Here is a 23,600-nt window from a genome sequence, read left to right as displayed (position 1 = left end):
GTCGGCCCAGATCAAACAGCGAGGAGCGGCCCGTCATCAAACAACCGGACCCCGGCCCGGAACAACCGGAAGTTGTGCCGGTCGGCATACCCGAAGGTGCTCGTGACCTGGGGTGGTTAGGGTGTCGGGATGGACCTCGACGCGGTGCGTACGGTGGTCGTCGCCGCCGAACAGGGGCAGTTCCGCGAGGCGGCAGCCGAACTGGCCATCACCCAGCAGGCGGTCTCCAAACGGATCGCGGCCCTCGAATCGGAGCTGGGCGTACGGCTGTTCACGCGGACCGCGCGCGGCGCCCGGCTCACGGTCGACGGGCAGGCGTTCCTGCCGCACGCCCGGGCCCTGCTCGAAGCGGCCCGGCGCGCGACCGAGTCCGTACGGCCGGGGCGGCGCGCCCTGCGAGTGGACGTCCTCGGCCGGCATCTCGCGTCGGCGGCGCTGCTCCAGGACTTCCACCGCAAGCATCCGGGGACCGAACTCGACGTCGTGACGCTCCCGAACGCGGAGGCCGCCACGGCGGCCGTCCACGCGGGAACGATCGACGCGGCGTTCTGCACCCAGCGGATTCCGCCGGACCGGCTGCCCGGCACCGTACGGACCGTGCGCGTCCTGGACGAACCGATCGAGCTGCTGACCGGTCCCGCCCACGCCCTCGCCTCGGCGCGCACGACCACTCTGGCCGAACTCGCCCGGCACGGGATCTGGATGCCCGGCATTGTCCCCGGTTCCGAATGGGGCGCCTACTACGCGGAACTCGCCGCCGCCTTCGGCCTCTCCATCGACGCCAAGGGCCCCAACTTCGGCGTGGAGCACCTGTTGCAAGTGGTGAGCGAGTCGGCGTCACTCGCCACCTTCGTCGGCGCCCGGACCCACCTGGTCTGGACGGCGCGGCAGGACCTCAGAAGGATCGTGGTGCGCGAGCCGATGCCGGTCTACCCGCACTCCCTGATCTGGCGAACCGACAACCCGCACCCGGCCCTCACGGCCCTGCGGAAACACCTCGCGCGCGGCCCGAGAGGCCCCCGGAACACCGATGTCTGGACACCGAGTTGGGCGTAGGCCGCACTCGCGAGTATTCCGGTATTACTTTCTTGGCTTTCTATTTGTGTTATTGACGAGGGTGCCGGGCGCCGAGATGCTTGTTCAGCACGACAGCACCCACGGTGGTGGTGAAGTGCGCTCCCGATTCGATATTCGAGTTAAGGAGAACAAGTGATCTCAAAAACGAAGAGAGCCGTACGCTCCGTGGCCGTGGCCTTCGCCGCAGCCGCCACGTTCACGATGATCGTGCCGACCAGCTCCGCGTACGCCATCGACCACGTGGAATGTCGCGGCGGGGAAAACTTCCTGAAGATCTGGTCGCACAACGGCGGGAAGCAGAGCGTGGACTGCTACGCGAACCGTGGCAGGACCAACTTCGGCGGGTGGTGGGTCGACAAGATCTCCACGGGGAACAACGACTTAATCTATTTCGACGCCAATGGCGATTCGGTGAAAATCGCACGGTGGCACGAGATCTCCTTCCCGAACCGCCCGCCGAAGGTGAACGCGATCGAAATCCTGTAACGAGTTGGCCGTTCCGATCGGCCGTTCCGATCAGCCGATCGGAACGGCCGCCGCGGCGTTCACGCACCGTTGCGGGCGCGCTTCAGCCGGAGTGCCGAAATGAGGAAGAAGACGCCTCCGAGGAAGGCGTAGCCGGCGAGGTTTCCCAGCGTGGGGTCGTCGCTGCCGGCCTGGAGGAAGAACGATGTGCCGGCGAACGCTGAGATGGCACCGCTGATGATCATCGCCCACTGGCCGCCCAACGCCCGGCGGACCGTACCGGCGACGAGCTGGACGATTCCCGAAGCGACGGCCCAGACTCCCCAGATCCGCAGGACGTCCGGGATCCCGGACGTGGCGGCGAGGGCCAGGCCGATGACGGCCAGCGAGCTGATCGCGATGTTCACGTAGAGCGCCGGAGCCGTATCGCCGTTCGCCTTGGCCGACCGGACGTCGACGATCGCGGCTGCCACGTCGAACAGGGGATAGATCACCAGGAGGGCCACGCTGAGCGGCCCCAGTGTGTCGGCGGTCGTGAACAGCAGAGCGGCCCACACGGCGGCGAAGGCGAAGCGCAGGAAGTACAGCTTGCGCAGAGTCAGGGGAACGCTGGGGGAAGTGGTGCTCAGGAGAGTGTCCACGGGGGGTGCCTTTCGGTTGGCTTCTGCCATCAGGTGTGTGTCCGTGCCGGGCCGTGCGGGTGTCGATCCGGTCGCCATGAGGGAGAACGTTCGGTCGCATGGAATTAGAGAGGGCTGGCGCGACCCTTGTCAATACCGAACGTTCTCCCTCAGCGGTTTGGTACTCTGGTGGCATGAGCCGAAGTCCAGAGAGCGGTAGGGCGTCCGAAGCGCGAGCGCGGCTGCTGAGCACGGCGATGAGGCTCTTCTACGCGGAGGGCATTCACTCCGTCGGCATCGACCGCGTCACCGCGGAGGCGGAGGTGACCCGGGCCACGCTGTACCGGCACTTCGCGGGCAAGGAAGAGCTGGTCCTCGCCTACCTCGATCAAGCCGACCAGGGGATCCGAGGACAGGTCGCCACGGCGCAGGCGAGCAGCCAGGCGGCGGCGGACAGGGTCCGGGCCGTCGGCAGGTCCATCACCGAAGGCATCCGGTCGCCCGGTTTCCGCGGCTGCGCCTTCCTCAACGCGGTGGCCGAGTATCCGGACCCCACCCACCCGGTCCACCAGGCCGTCCTGGTTCACCGGCAGTGGTTCCTGAACACCGTCACGGACGAGCTGGCAGGGGTCGGCGACGCGCCCGCCGGGCCGGCCGCCCGGCACCTCGTCATGCTCAGGGACGGCGCCATGGCGGCCGGCTGTCTCTTCGACCCCAAAATGGTCTCCGAGACCTTCCTGCTGGGCATCGAAGGAATCCTTCAGGCGCGCGCCGACTCAGCGCCCACGCCCGGCGCCGCCATCTCCGGCACGGGCATGGTTCGCTGAGCGCTCGCGTTCAGCGCGTCGGGGCGTGGCGGCGGCTCAGGACCTCGTCGGCCAGGCCGTAGGACACCGCTTCCTCCGCCGTGAAGATCTTGTCGCGGTCCATGTCGGCGCGCAGCGTCGCCACGTCGTGGTGGGTGTGGCGGGACAGGACCGTTTCGACCTCGGAGCGGATGCGGAGCATCTCCTTCGCCTGGAGGCTGAGGTCCGACACCGTCCCCTGCCGGCCGCCGCTCGCCGGCTGGCCCAGCAGCACCCGGGCGTGCTCCAGGACGAAGCGTCGGCCCGGATCGCCGCCGGCCAGCAGTACCGCGGCGGTCGACGCCGCCTGGCCGACGCACCACGTCGAGATCGGTGAGCCGACGAAGGTCATCGTGTCGTAGATCGCCATGAGTGAAGTGACCGAGCCGCCGGGGGAGTTGATGTAGATCGCGATCTCGCTGCCCGGGCTGGACGATTCCAGGTGGAGGAGTTGCGCGATGACGACGTTCGCGACGCCGTCATCGATCTCGGTGCCGAGGAAGATGACCCGTTCGGCCAGCAGCCGGCTGTAGATGTCGTACGCGCGCTCGCCTTGCGGGGTGCGCTCGACCACGGTCGGGATCGTGTACTGGCTCATGTCAGAGGCCCAGCCTGCGCTGCGAACCCGCCGGGCGTACGTCGGCCAGCGACTCCAGGACGCGGTCCACCATGCCGTACTCCTTGGCCTGTTCGGCCGTGAACCACCGGTCGCGGTCGCCGTCGCGGGAGATCGTCTCCTGGCTCTGGCCTGTGTGCTCCGCGGTGATGCGCTCGACGGCCTTCTTGGTGAATTCGAGGTTCTCCGCCTGGATCGCGATGTCGGCGGCCGTTCCGCCGATGCCGGCCGACGGCTGGTGCATCATGATCCGCGCGTTCGGCAGCGCGTGGCGCTTTCCTCCGGCGCCCACCGTGAGCAGGAACTGCCCCATGCTCGCGGCGAATCCCATGGCGAGCGTCGACACGTCGTTGGGGATCAGCCGCATCGTGTCGTAGATCGCCAGACCGGCTGTCACCGACCCGCCGGGGCTGTTGATGTAGAGGCTGATGTCGGTCTTCGGGTCCTCCGCCGACAGGAGCAGGAGCTGCGCGCAGACACGGTTCGCCGACACCTCGTCGACCTGCGTACCGAGGAAGACGATGCGCTGGTGCAGGAGTTGGGCGGCGAGATGGTCGTCGAACCGGGTCGAGGGGGTGTCGTCCTCGGTCGCGCGTACCGCGGGTGGCAGGGGCGGGGTCATGGGAGGAGCCTCCTTGGTGGGCGGGGCGGTGGCGGCTCTCGTACGCCGCCCGTCTCTCCACCTTCGGCCCGATCGCGGTGCTACGTCCGGATTCTCGGCCCTCAGCAGATTCGCCCCCGGCAGAGACCTCCGGGCCCCGCCCCCCAACGCCCCGCCCCCCCAAGCGCCGCGGGTCAGTTGTGCGGCTGCTCCCCGAGAAACACCGGGTTCGTGAAGGCGGCGGGCGCGCCGGGCAGTCCCGGGACCGTCGGGGCGTGCCTGACCTCGGCCCGTACGTACGCGGCGTACGACGCGGTGGTCGTCCACTCCACCGTGCCCGAGCCGGACTCGGGGAGCGGCGCCGTGTACAGCGTGCCCTGGTCGGTGACGAACTGGGCCGTGCAGCCGGGCGCTCCGGTCACTTCAAGGCGTACGGTCACCGCGTCGTCCTTGTCCACCCGCAGCCGCTCACCGATCCCGGCGTGCGCCGCCCGGCCGCCCGTCGCGCCGAACGTCAGCGAGACCTTGGCCGACTCGGCGATGTAGCTGTGGCCCGCCCGGATGCCGGCGAGGATCGCCTGACGCGTCAAGTCGTCGGCCAGCACCACCGTTTGGGGTGTGCCGATCGCGTCGGGGTCCTTGTGCGCGTCGCTGTTGCCCATCGCCGGGGTCCAGGCCATGCCCGAACGCGCCGACGCCACCAGGCTGTTGTCCCAGTCGGCGAGCGAGACCTCGTCGTCGGCGGTCCAGGGGCCGTTCCACACCTCGACCGCGTCGGCGTCGCCGAAGCCGAACTTCCAGTTGCAGCCGATGCAGGTGGAGTGCGGATGCGCGGGGACCACCAGGCCGCCGGCCTTGCGGACCTCGCGCGCGTAGTGGCCGAAGCGGTTGTCGCGTGCGCGGTAGCGCCAGTCGATCCAGGTGCCGGGGTCGGTGGAGATCGCCAGGACATGGCCGTTACGGGTGGTGATCTCCTCGCCGACGAGGATCAGCAGGTCGTCGCTCCACAGGCCGTCCCACGCGCGGTGCGCTGACGACGTGTTGTGGTCGCTGCTGTGCATGAAGTCGAGCCCGGCGGCCCTGGCCAGCGCGGCGACCTCGGCCGGGGTGCGCTTGCCGTCGGAGTGGAGGGTGTGGAGGTGGCAGTCGCCGCGGTACCAGGACCTGCCGCGCCCCTTGGCGCGCTCCGGCGGGTACGACGGCTTCGGGACGGTGCCCGTCGGGCCGTACGTGAGGGTGATGGTGACCTCGTACGTGAGGCCCTCGGGCGCCACGGTGTAGGGGCCCAGCATGATGTTCCAGGTGCCCGCGCGCACCGGGCCCCTGAGGTAGCCGGGGGTCGCGTCGTCCGCCCGTACGAAGAACTCCGTCCGCGCGCCGCCCGACCAGCCACGGAAGCCGGGGCCGCCGAGGGCGGTGCCGCGCTCGTCGAAGAGGCCGATGTCGAGGGCGTTGCCCTGGGTGCCGGCCGGGACCGTGGGGCGTTCGTACGTGTACGAGACGCGCAGCTCGCTCACTCCGCACGGCACCTCCACCGGCAGGTGGACGAAGTCGGGGGCGCCGGGCGGCAGGGTGCCGCGCACCGTCCGGGTCTCGGTGCGGGCGGTGCCGCTGCTGCCCGCACCGGCACCGGGGTCGGCCGATGCCGCGTTCGCGAAGCTCACACTTCCCAACGTAAGCGCCGCCGCCGCTCCCGTCACCAGCAGTCCGCGTCTGCCCATCCGGCCACCCGCACCCGCGTGGTCCGTGCCCGCCGCGCCGTCGGTGGTGCCTGCCGCGTGCTCCTCGCACATGGTCGCTCTCCCTCTTCCGTCCGGTTTCGGTCTGTTCCGTTTCCGGTTGTTTTGTTCCGTCATGTGGGCGTGTCGTGCCCGGCGACTGTCCGCCCCAGGCGTGAACCGGCGTGGAAGGGAAGGGAGATGGAGGGTTGCGAGGCGCGGCATAGTCTGGGCCGCCGGTCTGTTCCCCCTGTGCTCACCCATGGCCGACACGCACCCGCAACCACCCCCACGGAGGTACGTCCATGCGCATCGCCACCGGTATTTTCCTCACCGACGAGACGATCACTCCGGTACGCCTCGCCCGCGAGCTGGAGGAGCGCGGCTTCGCCGGCCTCTACGTTCCCGAGCACTCCCACATACCCGTCGAGCGGACCACCCCGTACCCGGCCGGGGGCGAACTGCCGCGCGAGTACGGCCGTACGCTCGACCCGTTCGTGGCCCTGGCCCAGGCCGCCGCCGTGACCGAGCGGCTGGGCCTCGGCACCGGCATCACGCTCGTACCGCAGCACGACCCGATCGACCTCGCCAAGCAGATAGCGACCCTCGACCACCTCTCGGGCGGGCGCTTCACGCTCGGTGTCGGCTACGGCTGGAACAAGGAGGAGGCCACCGATCACGGTGTGGAGTGGAGCACGCGCCGCGAGCTGGCCAAGGACGACCTGGAGGTGATGCGGGCGCTGTGGGCGCCGAAGCCGACGGCGTACAAGGGCGTTCACCGGTCCGTGCTCGCCAGCGACGCGTACCCGAAGCCGGTGAACGGCAAGCCGCGCATCCTGATCGGCGGTGCGCTCGGGCCGAAGCAGATCGAGCAGATCACCACCTACGCGGACGGCTGGCTGCCGATCGGCGGCCAGGGTCTCGCGGAGACGGCGCCCCGGCTGCGTACGGCGTGGGAGGCGGCGGGGCGGGAGCCCGGCGCGTTGCGGATCGTGCCGTACTCGGTGCGGCCGAGCGACGGGAAGCTGGCGCACTACGCGGACCTGGGGATCGAGGAGGTCGTGGTGCAGTTGCCGTCCGCCGGGGAGGCCGAGGTGCTGACCGCGCTGGACGCTCTCGCGGCGTACCTCTGACTCCCGCGCGTCCTCCTGTATCCCGGGCTTCTGATCGCGTACGTCTGATGACCTGGGACATCGCGGAATACCTGGGTGCTCCCGTACGTATGCTCAAAGTATGACGACGAGCGCGCCTGAGGAACCCGGGACCGGACGACCGACCGCCAACGCGATGCGGCGTGCGCTGAAGCGCGCGCGGGACGGCGTCGCGCTGGATGTCACCGAGGCCGCGGTCCTTCTCCAGGCGCGCGGCGACGACCTGAAGGACCTCGCCGGTTCGGCGGCCCGGGTGCGGGACGCCGGACTGGCGGCGGTGGGCCGGCCGGGAGTCATCACGTACTCCCGCAAGGTCTTCATCCCGCTGACGCGGCTCTGCCGTGACAAGTGCCACTACTGCACCTTCGTGACCGTGCCCGGCAAGCTCCGCCGGGCCGGTCACGGCATGTTCCTCTCGCCCGACGAGGTCATCGACATCGCGCGCAAGGGCGCCGAGATGGGCTGCAAGGAAGCCCTGTTCACGCTCGGCGACCGGCCCGAGGACCGGTGGCCCGAGGCGAAGGAGTGGCTGGAGGCCGAGGGGTACGACGACACGCTGTCGTACGTACGGGCCATGGCGATCCGGGTCCTCGAAGAGACCGGCCTGCTGCCCCACCTGAACCCGGGTGTGATGTCGTGGACCGACCTCCAGCGGCTGAAGCCCGTCGCGCCGTCCATGGGCATGATGCTGGAGACGACGGCGACCCGGCTGTGGTCCGAGCCCGGCGGCCCGCACCACGGCTCGCCGGACAAGGAGCCCGCCGTACGGCTGCGGGTGCTGGAGGACGCGGGCCGCTCCAACGTCCCGTTCACGACCGGTGTGCTGATCGGCATCGGCGAGTCGTACGACGAGCGCGCCGACGCCTTCTTCGAACTGCGCAGGACCGCCCGCGCCTACCACGGCATCCAGGAAGTCATCGTGCAGAACTTCCGCGCCAAGCCGGACACGGCGATGCGCGGCATGCCGGACGCCGAACTGGAGGAGCTGGCGGCGGCGATCGCCGTGGCCCGGCACCTGCTCGGCCCCTCGGCGCGTATCCAGGCGCCGCCGAACCTCGTGGACGCGGAGTACGCGCTGCTGATCGGCGCCGGCATCGACGACTGGGGCGGCGTCTCGCCGCTCACGCCCGACCACGTCAACCCCGAACGCCCCTGGCCGCAGATCGAGGAGCTGTCGGCGCGGACCGCCGACGCGGGCTTCGAGCTGCGTGAACGCCTCACGATCTACCCGGAGTTCATCCAGCGCGGCGAACCCTGGCTGGACCCGCGCCTGATGCCGCACGTACGGGCGCTGGCCGACGAGGAGACCGGGCTCGCGCGCGAGGGGGTGAAGCCGTCGGGGCTGCCGTGGCAGGAGCCCGACGAGGGGTTCACCGCGACCGGCCGTACCGATCTGCACCGCACCATCGACACCGAGGGCCGCACCTCCGACCGGCGCGACGACTTCGAGGACGTGTACGGCGACTGGGAGGCCCTGCGTGAGGCGGCGGCGCCCGGCATGGTGCCCTCGCGGATCGACGGCGACATCAAGCAGGCGCTGGCGCAGGCCGCAGACGACCCGACGAAGCTCACCGACGACGAGGCGCTCGCCCTGCTGCACGCCGACGGCCCGGCGCTGGACGCGCTGACGCGGATCGCGGACGAGCTGCGGCGCGACGTGGTCGGCGACGACGTCACGTACATCGTCACGCGCAACATCAACTTCACCAACGTCTGTTACACCGGCTGCCGCTTCTGCGCCTTCGCGCAGCGCCGTACGGACGCGGACGCCTACACGCTCTCGCTCAGCCAGGTCGCCGACCGCGCCGAGCAGGCGTGGGAGGTCGGCGCGACCGAGGTCTGCATGCAGGGCGGCATCCACCCGGACCTGCCGGGCGATGCGTACTTCGACATCGCGCGCGCCGTGAAGGAACGCGTCCCCGGCATGCACGTGCACGCCTTCTCCCCGATGGAGGTCGTCAACGGCGCCTCCCGCACCGGGCTTTCGATCCGCGAGTGGCTGACGGCGGCGAAGGAGGCGGGACTCGACTCGATCCCCGGCACGGCGGCGGAGATCCTCGACGACGAGGTGCGCTGGATCCTGACCAAGGGCAAGCTGCCCACGGCGACCTGGATCGAGGTCATCAAGACCGCGCACGACCTGGGCATCAGGTCCAGCTCCACGATGATGTACGGCCATGTCGACCAGCCGCGCCACTGGCTCGGGCACTTCCGCACCCTCGCGAACATCCAGCAGGAGACGGGCGGTTTCACGGAGTTCGTGACGCTGCCCTTCATCCACACCAACGCCCCCGTCTACCTGGCGGGCATCGCGCGGCCGGGGCCGACGGACCGCGACAACCGCGCGGTGATGGCGATGGCGCGGCTGCTGCTGCACCCGTACATCCCCAACATCCAGACCAGTTGGGTGAAGCTCGGCACGGAGGGCGCGGCGGAGATGCTGCGCTCGGGCGCGAACGACCTGGGCGGGACGCTGATGGAGGAGACCATCTCCCGTATGGCGGGCTCCAGTTACGGCTCGTACCGGTCGGTCAAGGACCTGGTGGCGATCGCGGAGGCGGCGGGACGGCCGGCGAAGCCGCGTACGACGCTGTACGGCGAGGTGCCCGAGGAGCGGGTACGGGCGGCGGCTGCGTCGGACGGGCATCTGCCGGAGCTGCTGCCGCTGCTCTGACGCGGGAGCCGCTGCCGCTCTGATGCCGGGGCTGCCGCCGCTGCTCCGACCGGGACCGCCGTCGTGCCAGACGGCCTCCGTGCCCACCTGTGAATGAACCGTGATCCTCTGCCCCTGCCCCTGACGAGCTGCCAGACTGAGGCGGCCCCGGGGGGCAGGGGGCCAGGGGTGGAGTCACGGGGAAACCGGGTACGGGAGGAACGATGGCGCAGCGGCGGTCGGGGCCGTCCATGGCCGAGCTGATCCAGCGGCACGCGCGTACCCGCTTTGTCGGGCGCGGCGGCGAACTGGCGTCGTTCCGGGCGAACTTCGACATCCCGCACGACGACCCGGGGCACCGCTTCCTCTTCCATCTGCACGGCAGCGCGGGCGTCGGGAAGACGTATCTCGTCCGGGAGATGCGGCGGGCCGCCGAGGAGCGGGGCGCGCTCACCGCGTACCTCGACGAGTCGGTGGGCAGCGTCCCGGAGGCGCTGGCCTCGATCAGCGAGCAGTTCGCCAGAAAGGGACATCCGCTCGCGCGGCTGGACAGGATGCTCGCGACCTACCGGGAGCGCAGGCACGAGGCCGTGCTGGCTTCGCTGCCCGGGGACGTGCACCCTCCCGCCGGTCCTTCGGCCGGTGGCCGGGCGGTCGCCGTCGCCTCGCTGGTCGGACTCGGCGCCGTCCCCGGGCTCGGCGCGCTCACCGGGGTCATCGACGCCGGACAACTCGCGGGCGCCGCCGACCAGGTGTGGGCCTCGCTGTCCTCGCGCTTCCGCAACCCGGACGACGTACGGCTGGTGTTGGCGCCGCAGCAGGTGCTCACCCCCGTACTGACACGGGAGTTGGCCGAGGTCGCCGCCGAAGTCCCCTGGATCGCGCTGTTCTTCGACACGTACGAGCGCACCGCGCCCTTCCTCGACACCTGGCTCCGCGACCTGATGACCACCGAGGAGTACGGCGGGCTCACGCCCCGGGCCGTGGTGACGGTCGCCGGCCAACGCCCCTTCGACAGCGCCTGCTGGGGCGGACGGCCCTACTTCATGGCGGACGTGCGGCTGGAGCCGTTCACGGACGGGGAAGCGCGCGAGCTGCTGGCGGCGAAGCAGGTGACCGACGAGGGGGTGGTCACCGAGATCCTGCGGCTCTCGCGGGGGCTGCCCGTCCTCGTCTCCACTCTCGCGGAGAACCAGCCCACCGACCCCGGCGACGTGGGCGATCCGAGCGCGACCGCGGTCGAGCGCTTCCTGAAGTGGGAGCGGGACCCGGTGCGGCGGGCGGCCGCGCTGGCGTGCGCGCTGCCGCGACGGCTGAACGAGGACATCTTCCTGGCGGCGGTGGGGGAGGAGGCGGCCGGGCTGTACGGGTGGCTGTGCGACCTGCCGTTCGCCACGCCCAAGGACGGCGGCATCGGCTACCACGACGTCGTACGCGTCCCCATGCTGCGCCTCCAGCACACCCGTTCGCCGCACCGCTGGCGTGAGCAGCACGCGGCTCTCGCGCGTACGTTCGCGGGCTGGCGCGCGGAGGCCGAGGACGGTGTCCGGCCCGACAAGCTCTGGGAGAGCGCGGCGTGGCGGGCGCTGCGCCTGGAGGAGACGTACCACGAGCTGTGCGCGTCGCCGCACGCCGCGCTCCCCGGGGCGCTGGCCACCGTCGTCGACGCCTGCCGCGAGGGCCGGACGGCGGCCCGCAGGTGCGCGCGGGTGCTGGCGGAGGCGGGGGAGGACACGGACGACCGGGAGGTACGGGACTGGGGGTCCCGGCTGCGCGCCGCGCTCTCCGGTGCCGGTGCCGGTGCCGATGGCGATGGCGATCTTCATGCCGACGCCGGGGGCGGTGAAGGCGGCGGGATACGCGCCGCGCTCGGGCTGCTCATCGACGGTACGGGCCTGGACACGGCGGGCCGGGCGGCCGCGCACGAGGTGCGGGGCCGCGAGCTGTACAACGCGGGCGAGAACGAGGCGGCGCTCGCCGAGTACGACCGGTCCCTCGCGCTCGACCCCGGCAGTTACCTCGCGTACGCGGGGCGCGGCGTCAACCACGTGGAGCTGCACGACTACGCCGCCGCCGTGGCCGATCTGCGCCGCGCCGACGAACTGGCCCCCGGCACACCGTGGGTGCTCGGCTGGTACGCGGAGGCGCTGCGCCGCTCGGGCCGGGTCGAGGAGGCCGTCGGCGTACTCGACCGCGCGCTGGCGCTCGACCCGGCGAACGCGTTCCTGCTGGCGTGCCGGGGTGTGTGCCGGCACCTGCTCGCCGCGTACACCGAGGCGCTCGCCGACTTCGACCGCGCCCTGGAGCTGGACGGCGACTACCTCTGGGCGCTGGTACGCAGGGGCCGGCTGCTGCGCGCGACGGGCCGCGACGACCGGGGCTTCGCCGATCTGGACCGGGCCGTCGAGATCGCTCCCGACAGCGACTGGATCGCCTCCGAGCGGGGCGACGCCTACCGCGTCGCCGGGCGTTACGAGGACGCGGAGCGCGAGTTGAGCCGCGCCCTGTCGCTGCGGCCCGACCACGCGTCGGCGCTCGCGGGACGGGGGAACGTCCGCCACCGGATGGGGCGGCACACCGAGGCGCTCGCCGACCTCGACAGGGCGGTGGCGCTGCGGCCGGCGTACGGCTGGGCGCTGACGCACCGGGCCGTCGTCAACCGGGCGCTCCGCCGTCACCGGGAATCTCTCGCCGACGCGGACCGGGCCCTGGAGCTGGGGTCGCAGGGGGCGTGGGCGTACGAACAGCGGGCCAGGACCGCGCTGGCCATGGGCCGTGTCAACAGCGCGCTGGCCGACCTCGAACGATGCGCGGCGCTCACCGACCGGGCCGACCGGGCCGACCGGGCCGACCAGACCGGCGTACCGCTGTACGCGGCGGCCAGGGCGCACCTGCTCGCCGGTGACCCGGAAGCGGCCCTCGGCGCGCTGGACCGGCTGACGCCCGCCTTCGCCGGGGGCGCGTCCGCCGGCGGCATCCTCCTGCTGAGGTGCGACGCGCTGCGCCGTGCGGGCCGCAGCGCCGAAGCCCTGGCCGCCGCCGAGCAGTTGCGCGTCACGAACCCGCTGCGTGGCGCCTTCGCTTACGCCCTGGCGGTGACGGCGACGGACGGCGCCTGGGCCGCCGGACCGGCCTGGCGGGAGGTGGCCGAGCGCCTGGCGGCGGTGGACTTCGGGGCGGGCAAGCGCGCGTTCTGGTCGGTGACCTGCGCCGCCGCACTCGGCGACGGGCCCCTGCTGGACGCCTCGCTGGACACGGTGCTCGCCGCCGAATGCGGCTGGGACGAACTGGCCGAGCTGACCGGCTACCTGACCGAACTGACCGCCGCCCCCGGCACGGACACTGCCCCCGGCACGGACACTGCCCCCGGCACGGACACCGACACCGAGTACCTCGCCCCGGCCCTCGCACGCCTGACCGCCGCACGCGACGCGACGGCCGCGCGATGGGAGTAGGCCCCGCGAAGTCTCCCCCGGCGCTCTCCGCGCCCCGGAACCGCTGGTCACGTTCGATTACAGTGCTGCGCAGTTCGCTGGGCAGGCCGAGGAGAAGGAGGGCGCGTGAGTACACCGTCCGGGGCCATCTGGGGCCGTGCCGAGCAGCAGGACTTCCGTAGCCGGGTACGGGGCTGCCTGCTGGGCGGGGCCATCGGGGACGCGCTGGGCGCGGGGGTCGCCACGCTCACCCTGGAGGAGATGCGGGCCGCGCACGGCATGGACGCCGTGGTCGACTTCGTCCCGTTCATGGGCCGCCGCGGAACCGTCACAGCGGCCACGCAGTTGACCCTGTTCAGCGTCGACGGGCTGATCCGCGCCCAGGTGCGCAGGGACACCGGCGCCTGGCATCCGCCCACCGACGTGCACCGCGCCTATCTGCGCTGGGCGGCGACCCAGCGCGACTGGGGCCCCGACGAGCGCCGCAAGGACAACGGCTGGCTCGGCCTTGAGGAGTGGCTGTACGCGCGCCGCGATCCGGCCGCCGCCTGCCTGACCGGGCTCGGCGACGACACGATGGGCACGCTCGACGCCCCCAAGAACCCGACGGCGTCCGACGCGGGCGCTGTCGTGAGGTCGGCGCCGTTCGGGCTGCTCGTGGGCTGGGAGCCGCAGTTGGTGTGCCAGCTCGCGGTGGAGTGCGCCGCCCAGACGCACGGCCACCCCGCCGCGTACCTCTCGGCCGGTGCCTTCGCCGTGATCGTGCACGGCCTCGCGCGCGGCGAGAGCCTGGATCCGGCGGTCCAGCGGGCGCTGGCGCTGCTCGCGCCCCGGCCGGGCCACCAGCCGGTCACGGACGCGCTCCAACAGGCGCTGGGCGCCGTACGGCAGGGCATTCCGGGACCGGCGAGGATCGCCACGCTGGGCGAGGGGAGTACGGCGCAGGAGGCGCTGGCGGTCGCCGTGTACTGCGCGCTGGTGTGCGAGGACGTACGCCACGGCCTGCGGCTCTCCGTCAACCACGACGGGCCCTCGGGGGTGACGGGCACGCTCTGCGGGGCGCTGCTCGGCGCGCTGCACGGGGAGACGGCGCTGCCGCCCGCGTGGCTCGCCGAGGTGGAGGGGCGGCCCACGCTGCTGGAGCTGTCCGACGACTTCGCGATGGAGATGACGCAGGGCCCGGCGCTGCACAGCCCGGCGATCAACTCCTCGGCCTGGCTGGCCCGTTACCCGCGCGGCTGACGGTGCGGGCCGCTGACGGAGCAGGCGGCTGACGCGGCACGCGGGCCCGGCTCCGGATGCCTCCCGGAGCCGGGCCCGCGCGGTTCACGCCGTACGCGTACGTATACGCGCGACGTACGGGTGGTGCGTCAGCCGTCCTTGCCGTCGCGTCCGCCCAGCACCTTCGCGTCGCTCGGCCCCGCCTGTCCCGGCAGGTCGAGCGAGGCGGCGGTGATGTCCGAACCGTCGCCGTCGCCCTGCCCGTTGATCCGGGCCAGCAGCACGTCGCGGGCCGGGGTCGCCTCCGGCTTCAGGTAGCCGATCACGATGAACAGGATCAGCGAGACGACGAGCGGCACCGAGACCTGGTATTCGAGGCCGACACCGCCGTCGACGTGCGAGTCGATCGGGTAGTTGACCAGATAGAACGCGAAAAGTCCGGCCGCCCAGCTCACGAGCGCCGCGGTCGGGCCCGACTTGCGGAACGTCTTGAGCAGACCGAGCATGAACGGGATCGCGATCGGCCCCATCAGTCCGGCCACCCACTTGATGACGACGGTGATGATGTCCTTGAAGGTCGGCGAGTTGACCTGGGTGGCGACCGCCATCGACAGCGCCAGGAACGAGATCGTCGACACCCGGGCCGCCAGCAGCCCGGCCTTCTCGGACCAACTGCGCGCCGACTTGGCGAGCACCGGCGCGATGTCGCGGGTGAAGACCGCCGAGATCGCGTTGGCGTCCGAGGAGCACATGGCCATGGTGTGCGAGAAGAAGCCGACGACGACCAGGCCCAGCAGACCGTGCGGCAGGAGCTGTTCGGTCATCAGGGCGTACGAGTCGGAAGCGTCCGCCTTCTGCGCGTGGACGAGCAGCGGCGCGCACCACATCGGGAAGAACAGGACCGTCGGCCAGACCAGCCAGAGGATGGCGGAGAGCCGCGCCGAGCGGGTGGCCTCGTGGGCGTTGGCCGTGGCCATGTAGCGCTGGGCCTGGTTCCACATGCCGCCGTTGTACTCGAAGGTCTTGATGAAGAGGAACGCCACCAGGAACGTCACCGTGTACGGGCCGGCCGTGGGGTCGGCGTGGCCGTCGGGGAGCTTGTCCCACACGGTCCACAGCGCGCTGAAGCCGCCGAGCTTGGCCATCACGGCGACGAGCATCGCGACACCGGCGAGGAGCTGGATGATGAACTGCCCCAGCTCGGTGAGGGCGTCGGCCCACAGGCCGCCGACCGTGCAGTAGACGGCGGTGATCACACCGGTGATCAGGATGCCCTGGTTGAGGGAGATCCCGGTGAAGACGGAGAGCAGGGTGGAGACCGCCGCCCACTTGGCGCCGACGTCGACGATCTTCAGGAGCAGCCCCGACCAGGCGAGCGCCTGCTGCGTCTTCACGTCGTAGCGGTTCTTCAGGTATTCGAGCGGCGAGGAGACGTGCAGCCGCGAGCGCAGCCGGTTGAGGCGCGGCGCGAAGAGCTTGGCGCCGATCCCGATGCCGATGGCGATGGGCAGCGACCAGGTCACGAACGAGGTGACGCCGAACTGGTACGCGATGCCCGCGTACCCGGTGAACATCACCGCGCTGTAGCCGGACATGTGGTGCGAGATGCCGGACAGCCACCACGGCATCTTGCCGCCGGCGGTGAAGAAGTCGCTGACATTGTCCACGCGCTTGTGCGACCAGACACCGATCGCGATCATCACACCGAAGTACGCGATGAGCACGATCCAGTCGAGGCTGTTCATGTGCCCCCTCCAGGGGTCCGCCTTGTGAACGTCGTTGGCGCTTCGTCAGTGCGTCCGATCAGCGGCAGCCCCGTGCGGGAGTGGGGACTTGGGGGATTGAACCGCTTCGTACGGTGGCGGGTCAAGGGTTCTCGAGGTCATGAGTGTGAACGACAGTCAGAAAGCCGAACGATTTTACGCTTTCTTGACCTGAAGGGTTGTTGTCGTGAACGTGACGACAGCCACACGATGAGCGGACACTTCGTCAGGACTCCGGCCATGGCTGAGGCCAGAAACGCGAAACCGCCCGGGATGCGGGTCCCGAGCGGCTGGGAAGGGGAGGCAAACGGAACGGCGAGAGAAGGTGCCGGGCACGGCTGGGGTGCGGCCGGGCATGGCCGAGCCCCCTCGGCCAGGACGGCGGACCGGTCGAGAGGGCTCTGTCTGTGATGCGTACGTGCTGAAATCAATGGCTATTCGTGCGCAAGAGCAGAATGCCGGTCGAGCGTCGGCTGTTTCAGCCGAGGTCGAAAGCGCCCGTGTTCATCTCGCGCACGAACGCGTTCCACGAGGCGGGGACAAAAGAAATCGAAGGTCCCTCGGGGGCCTTTGAATCCCGCACGGCGACGAGCCGTACTTCGGGGGACTTCACTTCTACGCATGCCCCGTTCCCGCCCGAGTACGAAGATTTGGTCCACGCGTCCGTGGCGCCCTGGAGAATTGCCATGTTCACTCCGGTTCAGCAAGTGGTCTGAAATCCCGCCAACGTCCTGCTGGCATGATCGACGCTACTCGCCTGGCTCGTTGTGTGGGTCAGCCATTCACTCATCCGGATGACCTCTCCCGGGCGGGCCTTACAGGTGGGGGCAGTTGAGCTGTATCATGCCCCCACCCGTCAATCAGGCGTGGCTATTCCCGGCAAACCGGACGGCTCCCGTCCGCAGCTCCTGTTCGGTGCCGGCGGGATCTCCCGGTCGCCTCAGCGGGCGTACCCCTTGGCGATATCGGCGATGAAGTCCCGCGTCTGATCGACGTTATGGGCCTGGGCGCGCAGGTGCTCGTACATCACGCTGTACCGCTGCACGTCATTCGCCTTCTCCAGGTAAAGGTCGCTCGTGACGCCCTCGATATAGACGACGCTGGAGTCGGAGGCGTCCGGGAATTCGAGAACCGCGTAGTGCCCGGTGATTCCCGGGTGCGCTCCCATTTCGAAGGGCAGTACCTGCACGGTGACATGCGGCAACTTCGACTGCTCGACGAGGTGTTCCAACTGCTCGCGCATCAACTGCCTGCTGCCCACCACCCGGCGCAGCGCCGCCTCGTCCACCACGGCCCACAGCCGCAGCGGGTCTTCGTCCCCGGTGATCCGGTCCTGGCGCCTGAGCCGTACCCCGACGCGCTTCTCGACGTCGGACACGGTCGATTCGGGCAGCGCGCCGTTGATCAGCGCCTCCGCGTACGCCCGCGTCTGGAGCAGCCCGGGGATCACCTGGGGCTCGTACACCCGCAGCGAGGCGGCGTCCGTCTCCAGACCGATGTAGACGCTGTACGGGATGTCGCCGAAGGCGTGCCACCAGCCCTGCTGGCGGGAGTCCTTGGCCATTTGCATCAGCGAGTCGACGATGCGGTGATCCTCGACCTCGTACACCCCGCACAGGTCGCGGACGTCACGCTGGCTGATCGACCGGCGGCCGTTCTCCAGGCGGCTGATCTTCGACTGCGAGACCAGCAGGCGCTCCGCCACCTCCTCGGCAGTCATGCCTCTGAGCTCGCGGAGCCGGCGCAACTCCTGGCCCAATCGGCGTCGCCTGACGGTGGGGTTGACGTTGGACGCCACGGGAAACTGCACCTCCGGCTGCGTAGCTGTACGTATCTACTGCTCAGCAGACTGCCACCAATGATCCCGGCCGCGCTGGGAAATGGCGACAGAGGGCGTACGCCGGGCCGCTGGGGGCCGGACGCGACGCGCGGGGCAGCCGATGGTGCCTGGCTGCCCCGCGCGTCTCTGTGCGGCTCCCGGACCGGCTTTGGGGACGTCGGTGCGGCGGACTGCTGGGTGGTGCGGTCTGCTGGTCGTGCTCTGTGCTGCGTGTACTGCGTGTGCTGCGTGACGACGGTGATGTCGGTGCTGCTGTCGGTGCGGTTCAGATGGCGCGGGCCATGCTTCCGTGGTGCTGTGGCTGCATCGGCACGCCCCCCTGCCGTCCGACAGGGGCGCTCTGCGGGCTCTGGGCGCCCTGGGTGGGGTTACGGCGCGGCTGTGCGGCCACACCGTTCTGAACGTCCATCACGGCGTGCGCCACGAGACCGCCCATGGGGTCGTGTCTGATCAGATCCCGGAGCCTTGAGCGCGATGAGCGCCCCTCGTTCCCGGGGTACAGGTGCTTGCCGAGTCCGACCGCGTGGGCCAGGGCGGCGAGCGCCGCGGTCCGCGGGTCCGGCGGTACGCCGGTGCGGATCGCACTGTCCAGCCGGGACCTGATTTCCCGGCTGATTGCCGTCTCCGTCGCCTGGTAGCGCGTCGTCGGCAGCACCCCGCACATCTGACCCGCCACGGCATGCACCATGCCGCACCGCTCCAGATGCGAGAGGTAAGTCTGGCGCAGCCCCAGGCGGGGCCCGCCAATCCAGTGGACCGCCCGAACCGGGCTGCCGCGTCTGCGCAGCAGTTCCAGCGCGGAGTCCAGAGTCGGATCTCCGGTCGGCCGTGGCATCACCACGGCGATACGATCCCCGTCAGGGGCTATCCGTCCTGCCAGCGCCAGCTCCACTAGCTGTGCTCCGGCCAGGCCGAGGTCGAGCGACTGCGGCTGCGCTGTGGTACCCGTGGCCGGGTCCAGAGCGAGCAACAGGAGCTCCTCCGGGATACTTCTGCGGCTCTTGCCCATCCATGCCTCCCCGCGTGGATGAATGACAGGGTGACCCCTCTCACATTGGTCTGTCGAGGGTGCCTGGGTGCTTTGTGCGGGAACCGTTATGTATGTCGTTCTCGTCTAGCACGTAGGTCGCGCTCTCAGACGCGAAACTGAGAGATGGTTCGGACAGCGCGGTACGGCGCTGCGATGCGAAGGAGACACGGTGGCGGGCGAGTCCCCCGGCAAGGCGGAACAACGGCAGTCGTCGGGGGAGACGACCCGGGCGAAGGGGGATCCGAGACTCGCGGTCTTCCGGGAATCGGCGGTGGCCGCCGACCGGGACGCGGAATCCTCGGCGCGTGCCGGGACCGAGAGCGATACGGATCGTGGGGCGTCTCCCGAGCCCGGGGCCGGGACCGAAGCGGAAGCGGGTACGGGGTCGGGCAAGGGGCCGGGCAAGGGGTCGGGTACGGAGCCCGAGGCGGCGTCGGCAGAGGTCGCAACCGCAAAGCCGGGCGGCGATCCGGAAGGGTCCGAGGAGCCGGAGGAGCCGGGTAAGCCGGACGCGGTGACCGACGGGACGGACTCGGCGGAGCCGCCGGCCGCCGATGCCGATACCGACGCGGACGCGGATGCGGATGCGGATGAACCGTCCGGCGACGAAGAGCGCGCCGCGTCGTCGGAGCCGTCCGAGCCGTCCGAGCCGTCCGAGCCGTCCGAGCCGTCCGAGCCGTCCGAGCCGTCCGAGCCGTCCGAGCCGTCCGAGCCGGACAGCGCGAAGGACGCGCCGGACGCGAAGGCCGCCGAGGCCGCCGAGGCCGCCGAGAAGACCGAGGCCGCCGAGGACACGAAAGACGCGAAGGCCGCACCGCCCGTCGAAGGTCGTAAAACGCCTTCCTGGGCCGCCGGTCCCACCGACGCGCCCAAGGACGCCAAAAGCCCCTCGGCGGACGCCGGCAGCGACGCCACGGACACGAGCGACGGCAGCGACGACAGCGACGACCGTCCGCAGGTGGACAGCCCCACCACCACCCTCAAGGCGCGCCCCCGCCCCGTGGTCGACCGGCCCACCACCGCACTCAAGAAGCCCAAGCCCGCGGAGCTGGACGGGAGTACGGGCACGGGCACAGGCACCGGCACGGCCGCCGGCGCCGACCGCGGCAGCACGTTCGTACCGCTGCGCCGCGACGACACCCCGTCGGACTTCGGCGCGGGCTTCGGCACCACCACCGCCCCGAAGCCCGAGCCCTCCGTACCGGCGCCCGCGCCCGCCTCGCTCAGCGGCGCCGAGCGCACCCGGCAGCAGCCCATGCCGCCCAAGCCGCCGCTCGACCTGCTCGCCGAGCTGACCAACACCCCGCCCCCGCGCGAGACTCCGGTCCGCACGACCGTGCGGCGCGTCAAGATCTGGACCCCGCTGGTCCTGCTCCTGCTGATCGTCTTCGGTGTCGTCCAGGTCCTGCGCCCGCTCCCGGCGCCGACTCTCGCGGGATCCGGCTCGCCCACGTTCACCTTCGACGGCGACACGCTCGCCATGCCGTTCCCCACGGAGGGCCAGGGCGCCGTCGAGGTCGACGGCGTCGGCACCATCGGTACGTACGGCCCGCAGAAGCCCGCGCCCATCGCGAGCGTCGCCAAGACGATGACGGCGTACGTGATCCTCAAGGCGCACCCGATCACGGGCGACCAGAACGGCCCGAAGATCACGGTCGACAAGCAGGCGGGCGACGAGTCCAACCGTCCCGACGAGTCCACCGCGCCGATCAAGGAGGGGCAGCAGTACACGGAGCGTCAGATGCTCCAGCTCCTGATGATCCCCTCGGGCAACAACGCGGCCCGGCTGCTGGCCCGCTGGGACGCGGGCGCCGAGCCGGCCTTCGTCAAGAAGATGAACGACGCCGCCAAGCAGCTCGGGATGGCGCACACCACGTACACCGACCCGAGCGGCCTGACGCCCACCACTGTCTCGACCCCCGTCGACCAGCTCAAACTGGCGAAGGCGGTCATGGCGAACAGCGTCTTCCGCGACATCGTGAACACCCCGCAGGCCGAGATCCCCGGCATAGACAAAACGATCTACAACAACAACTCGATCCTGCTCCAGGACGGTGTGAGCGGCATCAAGACCGGTTCGTCGACCCCGGCCGGCGGCAATCTGCTCTGGGCCGCCAACACGGTCGTCGACGGCAAGGACCGCCGTGTGGTCGGCATGGTCATGGGGATCCAGAACGCCTCTCTGCTCTCGCAGAAACTGGAGCTGGCGAACCAGGACAGCCTCAAGCTGATCAAGGCCGCCCAGGCAGGCGTCACCTCGGGCACCGTCGCGAAGAAGGGCCAGGTCGTCGGTTACGTCGACGACGGACTCGGCACCAGGACCCCGATCGTCGTCACCAAGGACCTCAAGGCGGTCGGCTGGGGCGGCCTCAAGGTCCGGCTCGACTTCAGCGACAACGGCAAGTCGCTCCCGCACTCGGCGAAGGCGGGCACCGTCGTCGGCAGCATGTCCGTCGGCAGGGGCTCCGGCCAGGTCACGGTGCCCGTCGCTCTCCAGAAGGCTCTGGCCGAGCCCGGTTTCGGCGCGAAGCTGGGAAATTTCTGACCTGATCGGCTCTTCCGCGACAGCGGGGACGTGTCACCCGGACCGGTGACCGTCCCCGCTGTCGTTGTCACGTGCTAGCGTCACGAAACGGACAGCCAGCGGAACAACAGGCAACCGTCGGGCGCCGGAACGGTGACTCGCTCGCGCCGGGGGACGGCACACCAGGAACGCGGAGAGCCGCAGTGACGACCACTGAGCCGAGGCGGACGAACCACGGCGCCATCCCGGCGGGCGCCCGAATACAAGCGCCGCAGCGCACCGGCGCCCGCGCTTTCCTGGAGGACCACCCGGTTCTCTTCACCACCGTCGTCGCCGCGCTGGTCCATCTCCTCTGGTTCTTCTTCTTCGCCAACAGCGGCGGCGACATCGCGGCGCAGGACGCCTGGGCCGAGTTCGTCGGCCGCCACCCCGACTCCGCGTACAACCTCGCCTGGTACGGCGGGATGCACCCGGTCTCGTACAGCGTGGTGTCCCCATACCTGATGTCGGTGCTCGGCGTCCGTACGACGATGATGCTCGCCGGGACGCTCTCCGCCGGCCTGACCGCGCTGGTCCTGGTGCGGGTCCGCGCTGTCCGCAATCCGGTCGCCTGCTCGATGGCCGGGGTGTTCGCGTTCCTGTGCAACGCGCTGTCGGGGCGCGTCACGTTCGGCCTGGGCATGCTGTTCGCGCTCGGCGCGGTCGCCGCGGTGTTCTGCTGGCCGTACCGCTGGCGTAGGCGACGCTGGGCCAAGGCCTGGGTCGCCGCGCCCCTCGCCGGACTCGCGACAGCGGCGAGCCCGGTGGCCGGGCTGTTCCTCGGCGTGGTCGCCGCCGCGCTGTTCCTCAACAAGCGCCGCCCTGGGGCGTACGCGCTGGGCCTTGCCCCCCTCCTGGTCGTGCTGCTCTCGGCCTGGCTGTTCCCCTTCTCGGGTACGCAGCCGATGTCGATCGGGTCGGCCTCACTGCCGTTCATCTTCGCTGTGGCGGTGTTCGTGCTGGTGCCGGCCAAGTGGCGCACGGTCCGCACCGCCACCGCGGTCTACGGCATCGGTGTGCTGCTGACCTGGGTCATCGACTCGCAGATCGGCTCCAACGTCTCGCGCCTCGTGATGGTCTTCGGCGGCGTGGTACTGCTCGCCGCGCTCCCGTACGCGGCGCCCCGCACGTACCGCTGGTACGCCGTGCTGATCGCGCTGGCCGGCCTCAACGTGTGGATCGGCTTCAAGGGCGTCGACGACATGGTCGCGACCGCGCCTACGGCGTCCTGGACCAGGGAGCTGGCGCCGCTCGTCAACCAGTTGCAGCGGGTGAACGCCGAGAAGGGCCGCGTCGAGGTGGTGCCGCCCCGGAGCCACCGCGAATCCTCCGCGCTCACGCCGTACGTCAACCTCGCCCGCGGCTGGAACCGGCAGGCGGACATCGGGCGCAACCCGATCTTCTACGACGACACCCTGACGGCCGACAACTACCGCACCTGGCTGGACCGCTGGGCCGTGCGGTACGTGGTGCTGCCGACGGGCCGGCCGGACTCGGGCGCGGAGCGCGAGGCGCAGCTCGTACGGGCGGGCCTGCCGTACCTCAAGCACGTCTGGACCGACGCGAACTGGCAGTTGTACTCCGTCGACGACCCGAGGCCGCTGGCGGACCCGCCGGCGACGGTGGACCTGGCGGGCGCCGACGAACTGACGATCCATGTGAAGTCGGCGGGCCGGGTGCTGATCCGTATCCCGTATTCGCCGTGGCTCGGGCTGGTCGACAAGGACGGCAAGAGCGTGGTGCCGCCGCAGGAGACCGAGCAGTCCAAGGCGGACCCGTCGGACCACGTCAGGGCGTACACGAACCCGAGCGGCTGCCTGATCAAGGCGGTGAAGGACGCGGACGGCGACGAGTGGACGCAATTGCTGGCGCCCCGGGCAGGGGTGTACCGGCTGGCCGCGCCGTACCGGCTGCCACGGGGCACGGCGTGCCCGGCGGAGTTGCGTTAGGGCCTGACGCGGGCGGGGATCCTGGAATCCGAAGGCGCCGATTCCGAGATGTGC

Annotated in this window: 17 protein-coding genes; 9 read left to right on the top strand and 8 right to left on the bottom strand. The window is 70.7% G+C overall.

Annotation, left to right across the window (positions count from 1 at the left end; genetic code table 11):
• Window positions 1-129: 129 nt before the first annotated feature.
• Together QR77_RS15200 and QR77_RS15195 are read left to right on the top strand one after the other, a co-directional pair.
• On the top strand, window positions 130-1,056 hold the full coding sequence (locus tag QR77_RS15200; RefSeq protein ID WP_040022305.1) for a LysR family transcriptional regulator: 927 nt from the start codon (window positions 130-132) through the stop codon (window positions 1,054-1,056).
• Window positions 1,057-1,209: 153 nt separating this feature from the next.
• Window positions 1,210-1,563: a beta/gamma crystallin domain-containing protein gene (locus QR77_RS15195; RefSeq protein ID WP_040022304.1), complete on the top strand. Its 354-nt coding sequence runs from the start codon at window positions 1,210-1,212 to the stop codon at window positions 1,561-1,563.
• Between the two features lie 59 nt (window positions 1,564-1,622).
• Here the strand turns inward: QR77_RS15195 and QR77_RS15190 are convergent, their stop codons facing one another.
• The gene (locus QR77_RS15190; RefSeq protein ID WP_040027991.1) at window positions 1,623-2,183 is read right to left on the bottom strand and encodes a hypothetical protein; all 561 of its coding nucleotides are present in this window, start codon (window positions 2,181-2,183) and stop codon (window positions 1,623-1,625) included.
• 173 nt (window positions 2,184-2,356) lie between these two features.
• On the opposite strand from QR77_RS15190, the gene QR77_RS15185 reads away from it, so the two are divergent.
• The gene (locus tag QR77_RS15185) at window positions 2,357-2,989 is read left to right on the top strand and encodes a TetR/AcrR family transcriptional regulator (protein WP_040022303.1); all 633 of its coding nucleotides are present in this window, start codon (window positions 2,357-2,359) and stop codon (window positions 2,987-2,989) included.
• A 10-nt stretch (window positions 2,990-2,999) separates the two neighbouring features.
• On the opposite strand, the gene QR77_RS15180 is transcribed toward QR77_RS15185, so the two are convergent.
• The 3 genes from QR77_RS15180 to QR77_RS15170 form a co-directional block, all read right to left on the bottom strand.
• Window positions 3,000-3,605: an ATP-dependent Clp protease proteolytic subunit gene (locus tag QR77_RS15180; RefSeq protein WP_040022302.1), complete on the bottom strand. Its 606-nt coding sequence runs from the start codon at window positions 3,603-3,605 to the stop codon at window positions 3,000-3,002.
• A gap of 1 nt (window position 3,606) precedes the next feature.
• Entirely contained in the window at window positions 3,607-4,245 is a 639-nt protein-coding gene (locus tag QR77_RS15175) for an ATP-dependent Clp protease proteolytic subunit (RefSeq protein WP_040022300.1), read from the bottom strand.
• 173 nt (window positions 4,246-4,418) lie between these two features.
• A complete protein-coding gene (locus tag QR77_RS15170) occupies window positions 4,419-5,945 on the bottom strand; it encodes a CehA/McbA family metallohydrolase (RefSeq protein ID WP_107069080.1) in 1,527 nt (508 codons plus the stop codon).
• Window positions 5,946-6,247: 302 nt separating this feature from the next.
• Here QR77_RS15170 and QR77_RS15165 point away from each other — a divergent pair, with 302 nt between their 5' ends.
• From QR77_RS15165 to QR77_RS15150, 4 genes are all read left to right on the top strand, one after another.
• A complete protein-coding gene (locus QR77_RS15165) occupies window positions 6,248-7,075 on the top strand; it encodes an LLM class F420-dependent oxidoreductase (protein WP_040022298.1) in 828 nt (275 codons plus the stop codon).
• A gap of 100 nt (window positions 7,076-7,175) precedes the next feature.
• Window positions 7,176-9,767: a bifunctional FO biosynthesis protein CofGH gene (locus QR77_RS15160; RefSeq protein ID WP_078876690.1), complete on the top strand. Its 2,592-nt coding sequence runs from the start codon at window positions 7,176-7,178 to the stop codon at window positions 9,765-9,767.
• A gap of 203 nt (window positions 9,768-9,970) precedes the next feature.
• A complete protein-coding gene (locus QR77_RS15155) occupies window positions 9,971-13,201 on the top strand; it encodes a tetratricopeptide repeat protein (protein ID WP_040022295.1) in 3,231 nt (1,076 codons plus the stop codon).
• A gap of 105 nt (window positions 13,202-13,306) precedes the next feature.
• Window positions 13,307-14,422 carry an ADP-ribosylglycohydrolase family protein gene (locus QR77_RS15150; RefSeq protein WP_040022293.1) on the top strand — a complete coding sequence of 372 codons (1,116 nt, stop codon included), beginning with the start codon at window positions 13,307-13,309 and terminating at the stop codon, window positions 14,420-14,422.
• Window positions 14,423-14,550: 128 nt separating this feature from the next.
• Here QR77_RS15150 and QR77_RS15145 read toward each other — a convergent pair whose 3' ends face one another.
• From QR77_RS15145 to QR77_RS15135, 4 genes are all read right to left on the bottom strand, one after another.
• Window positions 14,551-16,146, bottom strand: a complete 1,596-nt coding sequence (locus QR77_RS15145) for a sodium:solute symporter family protein (protein ID WP_040022291.1) — start codon at window positions 16,144-16,146, stop codon at window positions 14,551-14,553.
• Between the two features lie 496 nt (window positions 16,147-16,642).
• Window positions 16,643-16,852, bottom strand: a complete 210-nt coding sequence (locus QR77_RS43565) for a DUF397 domain-containing protein (RefSeq protein WP_078877811.1) — start codon at window positions 16,850-16,852, stop codon at window positions 16,643-16,645.
• A 252-nt stretch (window positions 16,853-17,104) separates the two neighbouring features.
• Window positions 17,105-17,962, bottom strand: coding sequence for a helix-turn-helix transcriptional regulator (locus QR77_RS15140; RefSeq protein WP_040022289.1), 858 nt, complete (start codon window positions 17,960-17,962; stop codon window positions 17,105-17,107).
• A gap of 307 nt (window positions 17,963-18,269) precedes the next feature.
• Window positions 18,270-19,013: a GPP34 family phosphoprotein gene (locus QR77_RS15135; RefSeq protein ID WP_040022287.1), complete on the bottom strand. Its 744-nt coding sequence runs from the start codon at window positions 19,011-19,013 to the stop codon at window positions 18,270-18,272.
• A 190-nt stretch (window positions 19,014-19,203) separates the two neighbouring features.
• Here QR77_RS15135 and QR77_RS15130 point away from each other — a divergent pair, with 190 nt between their 5' ends.
• Together QR77_RS15130 and QR77_RS15125 are read left to right on the top strand one after the other, a co-directional pair.
• Window positions 19,204-21,579 carry a serine hydrolase gene (locus QR77_RS15130; protein ID WP_040022285.1) on the top strand — a complete coding sequence of 792 codons (2,376 nt, stop codon included), beginning with the start codon at window positions 19,204-19,206 and terminating at the stop codon, window positions 21,577-21,579.
• A gap of 275 nt (window positions 21,580-21,854) precedes the next feature.
• Window positions 21,855-23,546 (top strand): hypothetical protein, encoded by a 1,692-nt coding sequence (locus tag QR77_RS15125; protein ID WP_040027990.1) that lies wholly within the window; start codon window positions 21,855-21,857, stop codon window positions 23,544-23,546.
• Window positions 23,547-23,600: the final 54 nt, after the last annotated feature.

The organism is Streptomyces sp. 150FB, from assembly GCF_000818195.1.
GTDB lineage: Bacteria > Actinomycetota > Actinomycetes > Streptomycetales > Streptomycetaceae > Streptomyces.
The sequence above is the reverse complement of the archived record's forward strand: the minus strand, read 5'-3'. Positions and strand labels throughout refer to the sequence as shown.

What these genes read in the sequence shown, in the direction of transcription:
- QR77_RS15200 (WP_040022305.1), top strand. Translation starts at nt 130, where the DNA reads ATGGACCTCGACGCGGTGCGTACGGTGGTCGTCGCCGCCGAACAGGGG.
- QR77_RS15185 (WP_040022303.1), top strand. Translation starts at nt 2,357, where the DNA reads ATGAGCCGAAGTCCAGAGAGCGGTAGGGCGTCCGAAGCGCGAGCGCGG.
- QR77_RS15180 (WP_040022302.1), bottom strand. Translation starts at nt 3,605, where the DNA reads ATGAGCCAGTACACGATCCCGACCGTGGTCGAGCGCACCCCGCAAGGC.
- QR77_RS15175 (WP_040022300.1), bottom strand. Translation starts at nt 4,245, where the DNA reads ATGACCCCGCCCCTGCCACCCGCGGTACGCGCGACCGAGGACGACACC.
- QR77_RS15170 (WP_107069080.1), bottom strand. Translation starts at nt 5,945, where the DNA reads ATGGGCAGACGCGGACTGCTGGTGACGGGAGCGGCGGCGGCGCTTACG.
- QR77_RS15165 (WP_040022298.1), top strand. Translation starts at nt 6,248, where the DNA reads ATGCGCATCGCCACCGGTATTTTCCTCACCGACGAGACGATCACTCCG.
- QR77_RS15160 (WP_078876690.1), top strand. Translation starts at nt 7,176, where the DNA reads ATGACGACGAGCGCGCCTGAGGAACCCGGGACCGGACGACCGACCGCC.
- QR77_RS15155 (WP_040022295.1), top strand. Translation starts at nt 9,971, where the DNA reads ATGGCGCAGCGGCGGTCGGGGCCGTCCATGGCCGAGCTGATCCAGCGG.
- QR77_RS15145 (WP_040022291.1), bottom strand. Translation starts at nt 16,146, where the DNA reads ATGAACAGCCTCGACTGGATCGTGCTCATCGCGTACTTCGGTGTGATG.
- QR77_RS43565 (WP_078877811.1), bottom strand. Translation starts at nt 16,852, where the DNA reads ATGGCAATTCTCCAGGGCGCCACGGACGCGTGGACCAAATCTTCGTAC.
- QR77_RS15135 (WP_040022287.1), bottom strand. Translation starts at nt 19,013, where the DNA reads ATGGGCAAGAGCCGCAGAAGTATCCCGGAGGAGCTCCTGTTGCTCGCT.